Source organism: Aliiroseovarius crassostreae (assembly GCF_001307765.1).
Lineage (GTDB): Bacteria > Pseudomonadota > Alphaproteobacteria > Rhodobacterales > Rhodobacteraceae > Aliiroseovarius > Aliiroseovarius crassostreae.
In genome coordinates, this window is sequence record NZ_LKBA01000006.1 from 146,935 (window position 1) to 161,665 (window position 14,731).

Annotated in this window: 15 protein-coding genes; 13 read left to right on the plus strand and 2 right to left on the minus strand. The window is 58.1% G+C overall.

The window, feature by feature from the left end:
- The gene (locus AKJ29_RS06985) at window positions 1–888 is read right to left on the minus strand and encodes a lytic transglycosylase domain-containing protein (protein ID WP_235477335.1); all 888 of its coding nucleotides are present in this window, start codon (window positions 886–888) and stop codon (window positions 1–3) included.
- 402 nt (window positions 889–1,290) lie between these two features.
- Between AKJ29_RS06985 and AKJ29_RS06990 the strand changes: the two genes are divergently transcribed.
- From AKJ29_RS06990 to AKJ29_RS07050, 13 genes are all read left to right on the plus strand, one after another.
- Window positions 1,291–1,488, plus strand: coding sequence for a Flp family type IVb pilin (locus tag AKJ29_RS06990; RefSeq protein ID WP_055189355.1), 198 nt, complete (start codon window positions 1,291–1,293; stop codon window positions 1,486–1,488).
- A 68-nt stretch (window positions 1,489–1,556) separates the two neighbouring features.
- Window positions 1,557–1,754: a Flp family type IVb pilin gene (locus AKJ29_RS06995; RefSeq protein WP_055189357.1), complete on the plus strand. Its 198-nt coding sequence runs from the start codon at window positions 1,557–1,559 to the stop codon at window positions 1,752–1,754.
- A 68-nt stretch (window positions 1,755–1,822) separates the two neighbouring features.
- On the plus strand, window positions 1,823–2,020 hold the full coding sequence (locus AKJ29_RS07000; RefSeq protein ID WP_055189359.1) for a Flp family type IVb pilin: 198 nt from the start codon (window positions 1,823–1,825) through the stop codon (window positions 2,018–2,020).
- A 248-nt stretch (window positions 2,021–2,268) separates the two neighbouring features.
- Window positions 2,269–3,123 carry a Flp pilus assembly protein CpaB gene (gene cpaB / locus AKJ29_RS07005; RefSeq protein ID WP_055189361.1) on the plus strand — a complete coding sequence of 285 codons (855 nt, stop codon included), beginning with the start codon at window positions 2,269–2,271 and terminating at the stop codon, window positions 3,121–3,123.
- A 433-nt stretch (window positions 3,124–3,556) separates the two neighbouring features.
- Window positions 3,557–4,972: a type II and III secretion system protein family protein gene (locus AKJ29_RS07010; RefSeq protein ID WP_055189362.1), complete on the plus strand. Its 1,416-nt coding sequence runs from the start codon at window positions 3,557–3,559 to the stop codon at window positions 4,970–4,972.
- Window positions 4,973–4,975: 3 nt separating this feature from the next.
- Window positions 4,976–5,641 (plus strand): OmpA family protein, encoded by a 666-nt coding sequence (locus tag AKJ29_RS07015; RefSeq protein WP_055189364.1) that lies wholly within the window; start codon window positions 4,976–4,978, stop codon window positions 5,639–5,641.
- Between the two features lie 598 nt (window positions 5,642–6,239).
- Window positions 6,240–7,481: an AAA family ATPase gene (locus tag AKJ29_RS07020; RefSeq protein ID WP_055189366.1), complete on the plus strand. Its 1,242-nt coding sequence runs from the start codon at window positions 6,240–6,242 to the stop codon at window positions 7,479–7,481.
- 12 nt (window positions 7,482–7,493) lie between these two features.
- Window positions 7,494–8,951 carry a CpaF family protein gene (locus AKJ29_RS07025; protein ID WP_055189368.1) on the plus strand — a complete coding sequence of 486 codons (1,458 nt, stop codon included), beginning with the start codon at window positions 7,494–7,496 and terminating at the stop codon, window positions 8,949–8,951.
- An 11-nt stretch (window positions 8,952–8,962) separates the two neighbouring features.
- Window positions 8,963–9,931, plus strand: a complete 969-nt coding sequence (locus AKJ29_RS07030; protein WP_055189370.1) for a type II secretion system F family protein — start codon at window positions 8,963–8,965, stop codon at window positions 9,929–9,931.
- Window positions 9,932–9,935: 4 nt separating this feature from the next.
- Window positions 9,936–10,910 (plus strand): type II secretion system F family protein, encoded by a 975-nt coding sequence (locus AKJ29_RS07035; RefSeq protein ID WP_055189372.1) that lies wholly within the window; start codon window positions 9,936–9,938, stop codon window positions 10,908–10,910.
- A gap of 72 nt (window positions 10,911–10,982) precedes the next feature.
- Complete coding sequence (locus tag AKJ29_RS07040; protein WP_055190444.1) at window positions 10,983–11,519, plus strand: tetratricopeptide repeat protein; 537 nt, start codon at window positions 10,983–10,985, stop codon at window positions 11,517–11,519.
- Between the two features lie 50 nt (window positions 11,520–11,569).
- Window positions 11,570–12,433 (plus strand): tetratricopeptide repeat protein, encoded by an 864-nt coding sequence (locus AKJ29_RS07045; protein ID WP_055189374.1) that lies wholly within the window; start codon window positions 11,570–11,572, stop codon window positions 12,431–12,433.
- Window positions 12,426–12,935 (plus strand): prepilin peptidase, encoded by a 510-nt coding sequence (locus AKJ29_RS07050; RefSeq protein ID WP_055189376.1) that lies wholly within the window; start codon window positions 12,426–12,428, stop codon window positions 12,933–12,935. The genes AKJ29_RS07045 and AKJ29_RS07050 overlap by 8 nt, the downstream gene beginning before the upstream one ends.
- A gap of 68 nt (window positions 12,936–13,003) precedes the next feature.
- Here AKJ29_RS07050 and AKJ29_RS07055 read toward each other — a convergent pair whose 3' ends face one another.
- A complete protein-coding gene (locus tag AKJ29_RS07055; RefSeq protein WP_055189378.1) occupies window positions 13,004–14,647 on the minus strand; it encodes a DUF2029 domain-containing protein in 1,644 nt (547 codons plus the stop codon).
- Between the last annotated feature and the right edge of the window lie 84 nt (window positions 14,648–14,731).

Genomic DNA, 14,731 nt, shown 5'->3' on the forward strand with positions numbered 1-14,731 from the left:
TCACGATCCTTTCACGGCAAACACACAGCCATCGGTCAGAAGGTCCGGCGGGGTCATGCAAAGCCCCCGCGCCACGCGCCACGCGCTCAGCACCTTGGGAATATAGGCGCGGGTTTCGGCAAATGGGGGCACACCGCCATTCTCCGTCACCGCGTTTTCGCCTGCATTATACCCGGCCATCGCCAGGATGGGGTCCCCGTCGAAATGTTCCATCAGCCAGTTCAGATAGGCCACCCCGCCCTTGATATTCTCCTCCGGGTTGTCCGGCTCTTCGACACCAAAGCGGGCGGCGGTCGCCGGGATCAACTGCATGATCCCCTGCGCGCCGGCGGAACTGACCGCATCTGCGCGCCCGGCACTTTCCACCGAGATCAGCGCCAGCACCCAGGCCGGAGAGACATGGGTGCCGATCGTAGCCTTCAGAATATCAACACCATGGGCGGTCGCAATCTTCTGCAAATCCTCAAGACGCGGCCCGCTCAGGGCACCCTGCCCCGCCTGCCGCTCCAACACCGCAAGCGCCTGCTGCAGATTGGCAGCCCCCCCATGATCCCGTTTTGGCGACACCTCTGCCCAGAACCACTCATACCCATGCGCCGAAAGCGCGCCATCCGTCGACGCATCGGTGTCAGGGGTCGCGGCCTGTGGCTGTGTGTTGGCAGGGGCAAGGCGGCGTGCCTGTTCAGCGGGATCAATCTGCACCCGGATCCGTTTGCCGGAACCGGTTGGGATGGTTTCTCGTTTGAACGTAAACTCCGGGAAAGGCGGCGGCGTGCTCTCTGCCTGAACAGCCCCCCCATGAAAGGACAGGGGCAATACGGACAAGGTCACCGCCAACAGGGTGACCCTGATCCCGCGTCGCGGAATATCATGGGGAGGATGCAACACTGCTCTTGCCGCCTTATGTGACCGCCCGTGGCCGGACGAGGTTTGGTCAGGATTTTCCCTGATTTCTTGTCTTGTTTTGTGCCAAATCCTAATGAAATTATCCAGAATTTCCTTTCTATTTGATATAAAATTTAAGCAATACGCGCGGCAAAAAACAGAAATATTAATTTTTCCTAATTTTTATTTCCTTTATTTTCAGTGGTTTACATCGGCTCTCCCGAAAAAAGTTAAGATCCTCAAAAACGAACGAAACCTGCCCAACTCTCGCCCCAATCCGAAGGCTTATTACTAGCCATACCGAGCGGCACAAAGGGTCACCCACCAAGGATCACACAAGATCTGGGGATCACAGGGCCGGTTCGAAAGTAACACTGAACAACCTACCTTTCGGAGGGACAACCTATGAAACTCTTCAACCTGATCAACCGCTTCAAAGCTGACGAAGATGGCGCCGTGACCGTGGACTGGGTCGTTCTGACCGCTGCTATCGTGGGCCTCGGCGTGGCCGTGCTGACTTCGGTCTCCGCCAGCACCGACGCACTGGCCACCAAAGTGTCGAACAAAATCAACACCATGAGCGTCAAGCTCCTGACCAAGTAATCTCTGGATTTCGGGCCTGAGGACCTCCAACGGCCCCTTCCAAAACTCTCGTATCAAGGATTATCGCAATGAAACTCTTCAACCTGATCAACCGCTTCAAAGCTGACGAAGATGGCGCCGTGACCGTGGACTGGGTCGTTCTGACCGCTGCTATCGTGGGCCTCGGCGTGGCCGTGCTGACTTCGGTCTCCTCCAGCACCGACGCACTGGCCACCAAAGTGTCGAACAAAATCAACACCATGAGCGTCAAGCTCCTGACCAAGTAATCTCTGGATTTCGGGCCTAAGGACCTCCAACGGCCCCTTCCAAAACTCTCGTATCAAGGATTATCGCAATGAAACTCTTCAACCTGATCAACCGCTTCAAAGCTGACGAAGATGGCGCCGTGACCGTGGACTGGGTCGTTCTGACCGCTGCTATCGTGGGCCTCGGCGTGGCCGTGCTGACTTCGGTCTCCTCCAGCACCGACGCACTGGCCACCAAAGTGTCGAGCAAAATCAACACCATGAGCGTCAAGCTCCTGACCAAGTAATGGTCGCTCTGGCACAGCCAGATGTGAAATTTGGATCAGCCGCGCCCTTTCTTTGGTGCGGCTTTTCCCGTTTTAAGTAAACTGTGCCTCGCTTTACGGGGATTGTTGAAATATTAACGGTTAATCCGGCTATTATTCACGATCTGTCCACAATATTGCCCCAATCATCCGGCAGGTTGTTGGTGTGTTCGTTCCCAGCCGCCCAGATTGGCCGGTCAAACCATTCCAAAGTTGTGAAAGGAAATTACATGCGAGCCGTATTCGGATTGGTATTGGTCCTCGGCGTGGCCCTGGCCGGCTTCGCGGTTTACCTTGCCCGCGACTATATCAGTGCCTATCAAGCCCAGCTTGATGCGGAACGCGCAGCGGCTGCGTCCATTGTGCCCACGGTTGAGGTTTTCGTCTCCGACAAACCCCTGACCTATGGTGAGCGGATCACCAAGGAAGACGTGCGCGCCGTCAGATGGCCGGAAGATGCGATCCCGGAAGGCACGTTCACCAGCCTCGAAGACTTGTTCCCAACCGAACAGGCCCCCTATCGGACCGTCACACGCGCGATGGAAAAAGATGAAGCCTTGATGGTTGTGAAGCTGACAGACCCGGGCCAGGATGCCGGGGTACGGTCGCGCCTTTCATCGGGAATGCGCGCCTTTGCCATTCGGGTGGATGTGTCATCCGGCGTGTCAGGTTTCCTGCGTCCGGGCGACCGCGTGGACGTGTATTGGAGCGGCCAGACACCAAGCTCTGAAGGTGGATCGCGCAATGTCACCAAGCTGATCGAAGCCTCAATCCAGTTGATTGCTATTGACCAGACGGCTGATAGCGATCGCGCCTCTCCGACGATTGCCCGCACCGTCACGGTTCAGGCTACCCCCCGCCAGGTTGCGGCCCTCGCCCAGGCACAATCGACAGGCAAACTTTCTCTTTCTCTTGTCGGCCTGCTCGACAATACCGTCTCGGGCACCGTCGAGATCGGCCAGCGAGAGCTTTTGGGGCTGACCGAGGAAGAAGCACCACAACCGGTTTTTGAAAAATCCTGCTCGATCCGCACACGACGTGGCAACGAATTTGTCGAAGTGCCCATCCCCTGCCCGACACAATAAGCGGCACCGATGACAAACAGCCCCCTGCGACCATGACAAGCAGGCGATCGGGAGCGTTACGAAACAAGATCAGACGGGGCCAGACTGGCCCTGTTTTGTTGCGGTGGCGCAACATGCATTCTTTCGACCAAATGAAAGCGTTTCGGGATAAACTTGACACACATGCTTATTCCGAAACGCTCACAACAATGAGATCTCTTACTGCGTTTCGCCTTTTCCCTGTCTCAGGCTAAAGCCGAAACGCTTTAATGATTCTTGCAAAAAAACAAAAACTGTCGCATGCTCGCAGACAAGTGGGCGAAATACACCGGACCAACCGGACCTTCAGCCGCGAACGGAACCGTGTAACAGCATGAGATTTCGTTCTACAGGCAACGCGGATTGAAGATAAGCAAAGCCCGAAACCGAGGCGTGATCGAAAAGGCAGGATCACATGAAAATTGATAAATGGATGAAAGCGGCCCTTTTGGGAGCCGCAATCGGATTTACAAGCATTCCCACAGGTGCTTCTGCGGAAACTCTGAGGGTCATGAAAGGGGCTGCCTCTTCGGCACTGAACGTCCCGATGAACCGTGCGGTGGTTGTGGAAAGCGAGGTGCCCTTCGCTGAGCTCTCAATCGCAAACCCCGGCATCGCTGATTTTTCGACCCTGTCGGATCGCACCATTTACGTGCTTGGCAAGGCGCCTGGTCGCACCACCTTGACCCTTCTGGGCGGCGACGGTCGCCTGATCACCAATGTCGAGATCCACGTGGCCCCCGATATCGCCGAATTCAAGGAGCGCCTGCGTCAGATCCTGCCCGGCGAGCCGATTGAAGTGCGAACTGCCAATGACGGGATTGTCCTGTCCGGCACGGTCAGCTCGATCGGGCGCATGGACCGCGCCCTGGATCTTGCCAGCCGTTATGCACCGGACCGGGTCTCCAACCTGATGACCGTTGGCGGCACCCAGCAGGTGATGCTGAAAGTCCGCTTTGCCGAAATGCAGCGTTCCGTGCGCAAGGCCCTGTCCGGGTCGCTTGCCATCAAAGGCGGCACCAACCTGGGTGTAGTCAGCGAAACTGGCACCTGGCTGGATGGGGCCAATGATCTGGGCAATTCCACGATCACCCCCAGCAGCGGCACCGAGGGCGCCTTTGCCCTTGGCTTCAACGCGGGTGCCTTTGAAATTGGTATTCTTCTGGAAGCCCTTGAAAGCAAAGGTGTTGTCCGCACCCTGTCCGAACCGAACCTGACCGCACTCTCCGGGCAGGAAGCCAGTTTCCTGGCGGGTGGGGAATATCCGGTGCCTGTGGCCAACGGCGACAATGGCATCTCGATCGACTATAAACCGTTCGGCATTGAGATGACCTTTACCCCGCGCGTTCTGGCCGATGACGTGATCAATCTGGATCTTAAGGCCGCAGTGTCCGGTCTGGACAGCACGGTGAGCTTCAACAATGGCGGCTTCAACGTGAACGCCTTCCGCCGCCGCGAAACCTCCACCGTGGTTGAACTGCGCGATGGTGAAAGCTTTGCCATTGCCGGCCTGATCGAAGATGATTTCCGCGACCTGTCGGGACAGGTGCCCTGGCTGGGCGATATTCCGGTGCTTGGATCGCTGTTCCGCTCGGCCGAATATGAACGCCGCCAGTCTGAACTTGTGGTCATCATCACCGCCCATCTGGTCACCCCCACACGGGGCGACGCGCTGGCACTGCCAACCGACCGGATCAAACCCCCGTCCGAGCAAGAGCTGTTCCTCTTTGGCAAAACCGCCTCCCCGAATCGTCCCACCAAAGGGGCTGCGGGAGAAGTGGCAAAACAGGATTTCTCCGGCTCCTACGGCTATGTGATGGAGGACAATTGATCCATGAAAACCGTGATGATCAAACCCCTTCTGGCCACAACCGCCCTGCTGACCCTGCTGGGGGCCTGTGGGGACGGACAGCGTGGCGTGTTTTTCGGTGAAGCCGGGTCTTTCCTGAATGAAGGCTATTTCGGCTCCGCGACCGTGCACAATACCGGCGTTCAGAATGGCGATATCCAGTATGTGATTGGCATGGCCAACCGCTTTGCTCAGGAAGTGCCCGATACCGTGAACTTTGCCTTCAACAGCGCCCAGCTTGATCAGCAGGCCCTGGCAATCATTGCCCGTCAGGCCGACTGGATCAAACAATTCCCCGAAGTCCGGTTCCGCGTCTTCGGATATACCGACAAGGTCGGATCCGAGGCCTATAACAAACGTCTGGGGATGCGCCGCGCCAATACCGTGGTCAACGCCCTTGTTGCCCATGGCATCAGCCGCTCACGTCTGGAAGCGGTGGTCAGCTATGGCGAAACCAAACCTCTGATCGACGTGCCAGGCCGCGAACGGGCCAACCGCCGTGCCCTGACCGAAGTGTCGGGCTTTGTCGGCCGCCATCCCACGGTGATGAACGGAAAATACGCCGAAATCATCTTCCGCGAATATGTTCAGAGCGCCTATAGCGAACCGGCCCTGACACGCGCGGGGCTGGATGGCAGCGCCACACAATAAACGCATCACTTTTGTGATCAGGAAAGGGCGCGGTGCAAACCGCGCCCTTTTTGGTCCTAAAGTGTTTCGACTTATTATTGAGACACAATAATGAGGCGAAACGCTCGAAACCTACTGATGTTGCGGGCGTTTCGAAATCAACTTGTGTCTCAAGTTCATCTCGAAACGCTTTAACCGTCCGGGTTAGCCCGTGACAAACCCTGCCCCCGCCCTCCGGCAACATGGACATTTCCTGTCACGTTTCGGGTTTCCCCTGCCCCTGTTAGACGTCAAACCCCGTCCGAAGGGTCGAAAACAGTTGACGGGCCCTGCAGCCCCAAAAGCCTTCAGACAACACATTGAAACCTTGGGGAATTTTCAGAAAATCACCCAATTTTCTCTTGTTACTGAATTCGAAACAGCCCGACACAAGCGCGCTGATCGTCCTGAAATGACGAATAATTACGATCTTTTGGCCCCAATCTTGCCCCTTTTGCCTGCCACAACTTCTGAGAATTGGAGCAGTGCGCACTCAATACGAGTCGCGCGTGATCCGGATGATTATCCGACAGGCCCGCAAGAGGCTGTGCATCCGGGGTGAATGAGAAGGAATGAACGCATGAGTGGGAACGTAGCGATACAAGCGGACGCCGCGCCGATCGTCGCCTGCACGATTTCGAGGGATGTGCAGAATTTCGACCTGCTGATTGAAGATATGGAAACCGAGCTGGGCGAAGCCTGGGGAGACCTCTCCATTGACGACGCCGTGGCCTTTTTCGGCCAGCCCGAAGCGGACACGCTGGAGTTTGTGGCACTTGCCATTGATGATGGCGACGAGGAGAACCTGGCAAAGGTGGCCCACACGGTGAAATCGGCCGTGGAAAAAGGTATCAAGGTTGTTGTGATCGCAGAGGAGGTCAGCCCGATCGCCCTGCACCAGCTCCTGAAGCTTGGGGCAGCCGAATTTGTCCCCTACCCGCTTCCCGAAGGGTCCTTGCATGACGTGATCGAACGGCTGCGCCGTCCGCCCCCCGCAATGCCTGCCCCCGGTGATGCAACCGCCGCAGTGAAGCCCAAGGGCGACCGGGATGGTGTGCTGTTTGCCGTGCATGGCCTGGCCGGCGGCACCGGGGCCACAACGCTTGCCACCAATCTGGCATGGGAACTGACACAGGTGGACAAGGACCGCGCGCCCCAGGTCTGCCTGCTGGATCTTGACCTGCAATTCGGATCGGTCTCGACCTTTCTGGACCTGCCCCGCCGCGACGCCGTATACGAGCTTTTGTCCGACACGGAGGCCATGGACCGCGACAGTTTCATGCAGGCGCTTTTGAGCTATCAGGACAACCTCAAGGTTCTGACCGCCCCAAATGACATTCTGCCGCTGGATCTGATCGCGAACGAAGATGTGGAGCGGCTGATTGAAATGGCGCGCTACAATTTCGATTACGTGGTGATCGACATGCCGTCGACGGTGGTTCAATGGACCGAAACCGTGCTGCAGGAGGCGGAAGTCTATTTCACCACGCTCGAACTGGACATGCGCTCGGCGCAGAATGCGCTGCGTATGATCAAGGCGCTGAAATCCGAAGACCTGCCGGTTGCCAAATTGCGCCATGTGCTGAACAGGGCACCGAAATTCACCGATCTCTCCGGCAAATCCCGGGTCAAGCGACTGGCGGAAAGCCTTGATATTTCGATCGAACTTCAGATGCCTGACGGGTTGAAACCGGTGGCACAGGCCGGCGATCACGGTGTGCCACTGGCTGATGCTGCCCCGAAAAACGCGTTGCGCAGGGAGATCCAGAAACTGGCCAAATCGCTGCATGAAATCAACCTCAGCGAAGCCGTCGCACATTAATCGGAGGTCAGGATGTTTTCCCGTTACAAAAAACAGAACCCGCGCCCATCCCAACCACAGGGGACCCCCAATCTTCAGGCGCTGGCCGGGGGGAAAAATGGCGCCCCTGCTGCGACTGCACCGGAAAAACCCCGCGTGCAGCGCCGCCCGACCGAACAGAAGGTCGCAGCCCGCACAGCACCGCTGGACAAGGAACGCAAACGCAAGGAACGCCTGTCCGAGCTTAAGGTCGAACTGCACAAAGAGCTTCTGGACAGTCTGAACCTTTCGGCTCTGGAATCCGCCTCCGAAAAAGAACTGCGCGAAGAAATCACCGCGATCACATCGGAATTCCTGCAAGACAAGGCCGTGGTTCTGAACCGTGACGAACGGATGAGCCTGAACCAGGAGCTTTATGACGAGGTGACCGGGCTTGGCCCGCTGGAAACCCTGCTGAAAGATGACAGTATCAACGATATTCTGGTCAATGGACCGCAGCAGATTTTCGTGGAACGTGCCGGCAAGCTGGAACTGACCGACATCACCTTCAAAGATGAGCGGCACCTGATGCGGATCATCGACAAGATCGTATCTGCGGTGGGGCGTCGTGTGGACGAGTCAAACCCCCATGTGGACGCCCGTCTGGCGGACGGGTCGCGCTTCAACGCCATGGTGCCACCGATTGCGGTGGATGGCTCGCTCGTGTCGATCCGGAAATTCAAAAAGGACAAGCTGGGCATTGACGAGTTGGTGAATTTCGGGGCGTTTTCGGAAGAGATGGCCGCCTATCTTCAGGCCGCCGTGGCCTGCCGCCTGAACATCATCGTGTCCGGCGGGACCGGCTCTGGTAAGACCACAACCCTCAACGCGCTGTCTTCGTTCATCGACAACTCGGAACGGATCCTGACGATTGAGGATACGGCGGAACTTCAGCTGCAACAGACCCATGTGGGCCGGATGGAAAGCCGCCCGGCCAATGTCGAGGGCAAGGGGGCGGTGAGCCAGCGCGACTGTCTGAAAAACGCCCTGCGGATGCGCCCGGACCGGATCATCGTGGGGGAAACCCGCGGTGAAGAGGTGATCGACATGTTGCAGGCCATGAACACCGGCCATGACGGATCCATGACCACAATCCACGCCAACTCGGCCCGGGACGGGATTTCGCGCCTTGAAAACATGGTGGCGATGGCCGGGATCGAAATGCCGCTGAAAGCGGTGCGCTCACAGATCGCGTCCGCTGTGCATCTGATTGTGCAGGCCTCACGGCTGCAGGACGGGTCGCGCCGCATGGTCTCGATCACCGAAATCACCGGCATGGAAGGGGAAGTGATCTCGATGCAGGAGGTGTTCCGTTATGAGCGCCTCGGCCTTGAACCCGATGGCAAGATCATCGGCCGCTTCAACGCCACCGGCGTGCGGTCACATTTCTCGGACCGTTTCCGCCAGTGGGGCTATGACCTGCCCTCAACCATTTTCGAACCGATCATCTAACGGAGGATCCCATGTCCATTTCACCAGAACTTCTGATATATGGCCTGATCTTCGGCGCGGTGATCTTGCTGGTCGAAAGTATCTATCTGGCGGTTTTTGGCAAATCCATCAGCCTGAACAGCCGGGTGAACCGCCGCCTTGACCTGCTTGACAAGGGCGCACGGCGCGAAGAGGTGCTGGAACAGCTGCGCAAGGAAATGACCCAGCACATGAGGGCCAGGGGCTTTCCGCTGTTTTCAATCCTCGCGCTGAAGGCCCAGAAAGCGGCCATTGCCTTTTCGCCGTCACAACTGATCATGGTGATGGGTGCCCTGTCCGCGATGGCCTTTGTCGGTCTGACCGTGGGCACCGAGGCCGCCCCGGCCGTGCGTCTGGTCGTGTCGATTGCGATGGGGGTTGGTGGCGTCTATCTCTGGGTCGACCAGAAAGCCAAGAAACGCATGTCGATGCTGGAAGAACAACTGCCCGATGCGGTCGAGCTGATGGTGCGTTCCTTGCGCGTCGGCCACCCGTTCACATCGGCCATCCAGATCGTCGCCAAGGAAGTGCCCGACCCGCTGGGCACCGAGATCGGGATGATCGCGGATGAAAGCTCTTATGGGCGCGATGTGGGTGAAAGCCTCAAGGCCATGGCAGAACGCCTCGACATGCAGGATTTGCGCTTCCTCGCGGTGGCCGTGTCGATCCAGCAGCAATCAGGCGGCAACCTGGCCGAGATCCTGGACGGTCTGGCCAAGGTGATCCGTTCGCGGTTCAAACTGTTTCGCCGGGTCAAAGCCATCACCGCAGAAAGCAAATGGTCAGGCATGTTCCTGTCCGGTTTCCCGATCGTGGCCCTGATCATGCTGCAGGTGATCCAGCCGAATTATTATGACGAGGTGAAAGAGACCGTCTATTTCATCCCCGCCGCGCTGATCGTGGCTGCGTTCCTCGTCGCCAATATCTTCGTGATGAAGATGCTTGTGAACATCAAGGTATAAGCCCATGGACCTTCTGAACCAAATCCTGATCGACAAGCTTGGCCCGATGGGACCGCTGATGGCGGTGGGCGGACTTGGCTTTGTGCTGATGCTGGTCGCCGTGCCGATCCTGTTTCAAAAAAAGGAAGACCCGCTCGACAAGCTGCGCAAAGGTCAGCGCAACCTCCCGCAAAATGACCGAAAGGCCCTTCGGGTGCAGGGGGGCAATGACAAGCTCGAGAAATATTCGGCCTTCCTCGAACCGCAGAACGAAGAGGAATATTCGGCCATCCAGCTGCGCCTGTTGCAGGCCGGCTATTCCGGGAAAGACGCTGTGCGCACCTATCACTTTGCGCAGTTTGCCCTGGGGATTGGCCTGCTGCTGTTCGGCGTTCTGATCGTGTTCCTGAAATCCCAAAACCCGACGATCCAGCTCAGCTCAACCGCCAAGGTCTTGTGGATCCTGGGCCCCGGTATCGCGGGGTATATGCTGCCCAAATACTGGATCACCCGCCGGGTGGAGGCTCGCAAGGAAGAGATCACCAATGGCTTTCCCGACGCCCTGGACATGATGCTTGTCTGCGTCGAGGCTGGCCAGTCGCTTGATCAGTCCATCATCCGCGTGTCGCAGGAAATTCGCGCAGGCTACCCCTCATTGGCGGACGAGTTCGAGATTGTCAGCTATGAGGTCAAGGCCGGTAAAGACCGCGTGCAGGTTCTGCGCGACATGTCGGAACGATGCGGCGTTCAGGACGTGGGAAGCTTTGTGACCGTGCTGATCCAATCTGCCACGTTCGGCACCTCGATCGCCGAAGCCCTGCGTGTCTTTTCTGCCGAAATGCGGGACAAACGCGTGATGCGGGCCGAAGAAAAGGCAAATACCTTGCCCACCAAGATGACACTTGCCACAATGATGCTGACCGTGCCGCCCCTGCTGATCATTCTGCTTGGGCCGTCGGTTTACAGTATCGCCCAGACCCTTCAGAACACCGGGTTCTGATCCCAGCGGTCTGGTGCCCGCAAGGAGTTCAGGGTGACCCGTTTCCACCCCTTCATCGTGATCCTGCCCCTGATGGCCGCACTTGTCGGCTGTCAGGGGTCTTCACTTGGCACCACCCGTACCGACGACAATCCCTATGCCCCGAGCGGCCTGAAACGGGGGGAGGCAAGCGTGGATGGCCTGCTGGTCGGGCACCGGCTGATGGCTGCGGAAGAATATGAACTCGCCCTCAAGGCCTATCTGCGGTCGGCGGCGGATCATGGGCTGACCGTCGATGTGCTCTCTGCGGTCGGCTCAGCCAACCTCAAGCTTGGTCGCCTGGGACAGGCAGAAACCCTGCTGCGCCAGGCTGTCAAAAAGGACGAAAACTTTGTCCCGGCCTGGAACAACCTGGGCGTGGTGCTGATGGAAAAAGGCGAAATCCCCGAAGCCGCACGTATATTCCGCATCGCTTTCGGGCTGGATAGTGGCCAATCTGCCGATATTCGCGAGAATTTGCGTCTGGCCCTCGCCAGATTGAAAAACCCGGATTATGATCCGGTTAATGAAAACAACTTCGCGCTGATGCGTCGGGGGCAAGGGAACTATCTTCTGCTGTCGACGCTCTAGAGTTCATAAGGGCCATGCGCGAGTGAAATTGAGCAGCAGAGGACGCAGACATGCGCCATTCTATCCTTATGACCTTGTGTCTGGGCAGCGCCCTTGCGCTGACCGCCTGTCAGAAACCCGGCACCTCGGAAGATGTGGAACGGGCGCTGGCCGATGTGAATGTCATCGACGAAAACAACCTCAATGACATCATGCTGACCGTGGGCGACCCCGAAGAGGCCGTGGCCTACTTTCTGCGCGCCACCAAAGGCCAACCCAAACGGGTTGACCTGCAGCGCGGGCTGGCCAAATCACTGATCCGTGCCAAACAACCCGCCCGTGCGGTCGCAGCATGGGAAACCGTGATGTCCCTGCCCGGGGCCACCGATGAAGATCGTGTCGGGCTGGCCGATGCGCTGATCCGCTCTGGCAATTGGGGACGCGCCGAGATTGAGCTCGACAAGGTGCCCCCCACATTCGAGACCTATAAACGCTATCGGCTTGAGGCCATGGTCGCTGACAGCAAGAAGGAATGGAAAAAGGCCGACAGTTTCTATGAAACCGCCGTGGGTCTGTCGACCAAACCTTCCTCGGTCCTGAACAACTGGGGCTATTCGAAACTGACCCGTGCCGATTACAAAGGCGCCGAGAAACTGTTTGCCGAGGCCCTGAGTTTTGACCCCACCCTGTTCACGGCCAAGAACAATCTTGTTCTGGCCCGGGGGGCGCAGCGCAAATATGACCTGCCGATCCTGAAAACCACCCAGGCCGAGCGGGCGCAGCTGTTGCACACGCTGGCGCTGTCAGCGATCAAACAGGGGGATATCACCATCGGCAAGGGGCTTTTGGAAGACGCAATCAACACCCACCCGCAGTATTTCGAGGCCGCCGTGCGGGCGTTGGAAGCACTGGAAAACAACGTCTCCAATGGCTGACCTGACCATGGCGCAAGGCGCCAGCGCCGCCCTGTGGTTCTTGCCCTTCGCGGCACCGATCTGCGTCTGGGCGGCGGTAAGTGATCTGAAGCGGATGAAAATCCCCAACAAGGCTGTCATCGCCTTGTTGGCGGTCTATGCGGTGGTTGGTCTGATCGCCCTGCCGCTTGAGGACTATGCCTGGCGTTACCTGCATCTTCTGGTGGTTCTGGTTCTGGGCTTTGTGTTCAATCTTGCCGGCGCATTTGGCGCAGGGGATGCCAAATTTGCCGCCGCAATGGCGCCGTTCATCGCCCTGCCGGACATTGCCGATTTCCTGTTCCTGTTCAGCGCCACGCTGCTGGTGGGCTTTGCCCTGCACCGTCTGGCCCGAGCAATCCCGGCGGTGCGTCGCAAAACACCCGATTGGGAAAGCTGGCAGCGCAAGGATTTTCCGATGGGATTATGCCTGGGGGCCAGCCTGACCCTTCACCTCGCCCTCAGCGCCTCAACCGGGATGTGACCCCAATCTGGACCATGAAAATATGGGCCCCGAAAACCCGCCGTGATCCGGCGGGTTTTTTATGTATTTCAATTCTTTAAATCTGGAAGCTGATAAAGAACATAGTCCCCCGTACGGCGAAGTTCCGTCACATCCTGCACCCATTCCGTCTCGCTGATTTCTTCCAGAACCAGCTTGCGCAATTCCCCTGACTGGGGGCAGCTCGGCACAAGCAGCAGATCCGCGTTTTCAATCCCCGTCAGCCCGCCATAATACCACGGCGCCCCGCGCTGCAGCGGCTCTCCGGCCCCGAACAACCAATAGCTGGCAAGGATATCCGCGACAAAAATGGACTTGCCCTGCACCAGGCCCGCCGCGTTCAGATCATCCGCCACCCCCCGGAACCACGCCATCATGCCGCTTTCCAGCACGCAGGAGGGGAACTCTTCGCCTTTGAACACCAGCTTTTCATCCTCACGGTCCTTGGCCAGATAGGACGCCGCAAAAATGGTATCCGGCCCGTCAAATGGCCGGGAGACATTGATCAGGTTGGCCCGCACCCGTCTGGCCTGCAGATCCTCGCTTTGGGCCACATCCGGCAGGAACGGCACGAAATCCTCCACATCCGTCATCAGGTGGCGAAACGGGCTTTGCGCGATATTGAGAAATGACGGCGTGGCCAGCACAAAGGCGCAGCTTGCCGCAATCACCATTCCCCGGCCAAGGTCCCAGCCAAGCCCGTTGGTCACCGGTTGCGCCGGCAGAAGAGAGATCAGCAAAAGCCCGACAAGTCCGATCCATTGCGGATCATTTCCATAATTCTGATAGGTCACATAGACAAAGCCCGGCAGAAGCAAAAGAAGCACCAGCCCCTCACGCATCCGCCCGGCCTGACGTAGCAAGATCACCGCCACCAGCGCAAGCGCCGTGCCGGGCAGGTAGGCAGGGGCACTGATCACCTTGCCCAGCGGCAGGCCCGGGGAGGAGCGGAACTCACTGCCCGCAACATTCAGAAGATCGGCAAGATAAAGCAGCCAGTAAACCGGAGTGCCCGCGTAAAGCGTGATCAGCCCAACACCAACAAGCCCCATAACCAGCGCCCACAGGACGGTCCGCCCCGCCCCACGGGTCAGCAGCGCCACCAGAACCGGTGGGGAAAAGGCCGCGAAATAGGTGACCTTGATCATCGCCATGACCACGAAAGCCGCGCCAATCAGAATGCCATCCAGCACCGGGCTGTCGGCAAAGCGACTGGGCAGAAGCGCGGTCAGGATCGCCACAAAAGCCGCCACCCAGGCCCACCGGTTGTAATGCATCGACACGGAGAGAAGCTGGTCTGCCTCGCCATGGATCAACCCAAGGCACAGCACGATCATCGCAATGGCAAAGACATGGCGCCAGATCCCCGCCAGTCGCGTCATCGACACCCACCAGATGGCCGGCAGGAACGCCGCCCCGACCAGCACCTGACCATAGAGAAAACTGTGACCAAAGCCGATGCCCATCTTGGAAAACAGCACAATCGGCAGAAATGCCATCGCCCCGATCGGGGTCACGAAATCCAGATGCGGCACCTGCCCTGCGCTCATCCGTGTCAGGATCTGCAACAGATGCAGCGTATCCCCTTCATGCTGCCCGACAAAAAGCCCCCCCTTTGCCAGTAACACCCCGGAAAAAAGGGCAAAAAATGCGATCTGCACCGCCGCCAAAATGATGCCTTTTTCTTTGCTCATGCCTGCCCTCTTTCCCCTGTACCAAATGATGAAGCGCCCTTTATCGGGCGTGTGTTCATTGTGATTTTGGCCTTGTTTCTGGCG

Excerpts from the sequence above, each read along its gene's own strand:
- AKJ29_RS07035 (WP_055189372.1), top strand. The coding sequence starts at position 9,936 with ATGGACCTTCTGAACCAAATCCTGATCGACAAGCTTGGCCCGATGGGA.
- cpaB (WP_055189361.1), top strand. The coding sequence starts at position 2,269 with ATGCGAGCCGTATTCGGATTGGTATTGGTCCTCGGCGTGGCCCTGGCC.
- AKJ29_RS07050 (WP_055189376.1), top strand. The coding sequence starts at position 12,426 with ATGGCTGACCTGACCATGGCGCAAGGCGCCAGCGCCGCCCTGTGGTTC.
- AKJ29_RS07025 (WP_055189368.1), top strand. The coding sequence starts at position 7,494 with ATGTTTTCCCGTTACAAAAAACAGAACCCGCGCCCATCCCAACCACAG.
- AKJ29_RS06995 (WP_055189357.1), top strand. The coding sequence starts at position 1,557 with ATGAAACTCTTCAACCTGATCAACCGCTTCAAAGCTGACGAAGATGGC.
- AKJ29_RS07040 (WP_055190444.1), top strand. The coding sequence starts at position 10,983 with ATGGCCGCACTTGTCGGCTGTCAGGGGTCTTCACTTGGCACCACCCGT.
- AKJ29_RS07030 (WP_055189370.1), top strand. The coding sequence starts at position 8,963 with ATGTCCATTTCACCAGAACTTCTGATATATGGCCTGATCTTCGGCGCG.
- AKJ29_RS07055 (WP_055189378.1), bottom strand. The coding sequence starts at position 14,647 with ATGAGCAAAGAAAAAGGCATCATTTTGGCGGCGGTGCAGATCGCATTT.
- AKJ29_RS06990 (WP_055189355.1), top strand. The coding sequence starts at position 1,291 with ATGAAACTCTTCAACCTGATCAACCGCTTCAAAGCTGACGAAGATGGC.
- AKJ29_RS07000 (WP_055189359.1), top strand. The coding sequence starts at position 1,823 with ATGAAACTCTTCAACCTGATCAACCGCTTCAAAGCTGACGAAGATGGC.
- AKJ29_RS07045 (WP_055189374.1), top strand. The coding sequence starts at position 11,570 with ATGCGCCATTCTATCCTTATGACCTTGTGTCTGGGCAGCGCCCTTGCG.
- AKJ29_RS07015 (WP_055189364.1), top strand. The coding sequence starts at position 4,976 with ATGAAAACCGTGATGATCAAACCCCTTCTGGCCACAACCGCCCTGCTG.
- AKJ29_RS07020 (WP_055189366.1), top strand. The coding sequence starts at position 6,240 with ATGAGTGGGAACGTAGCGATACAAGCGGACGCCGCGCCGATCGTCGCC.
- AKJ29_RS07010 (WP_055189362.1), top strand. The coding sequence starts at position 3,557 with ATGAAAATTGATAAATGGATGAAAGCGGCCCTTTTGGGAGCCGCAATC.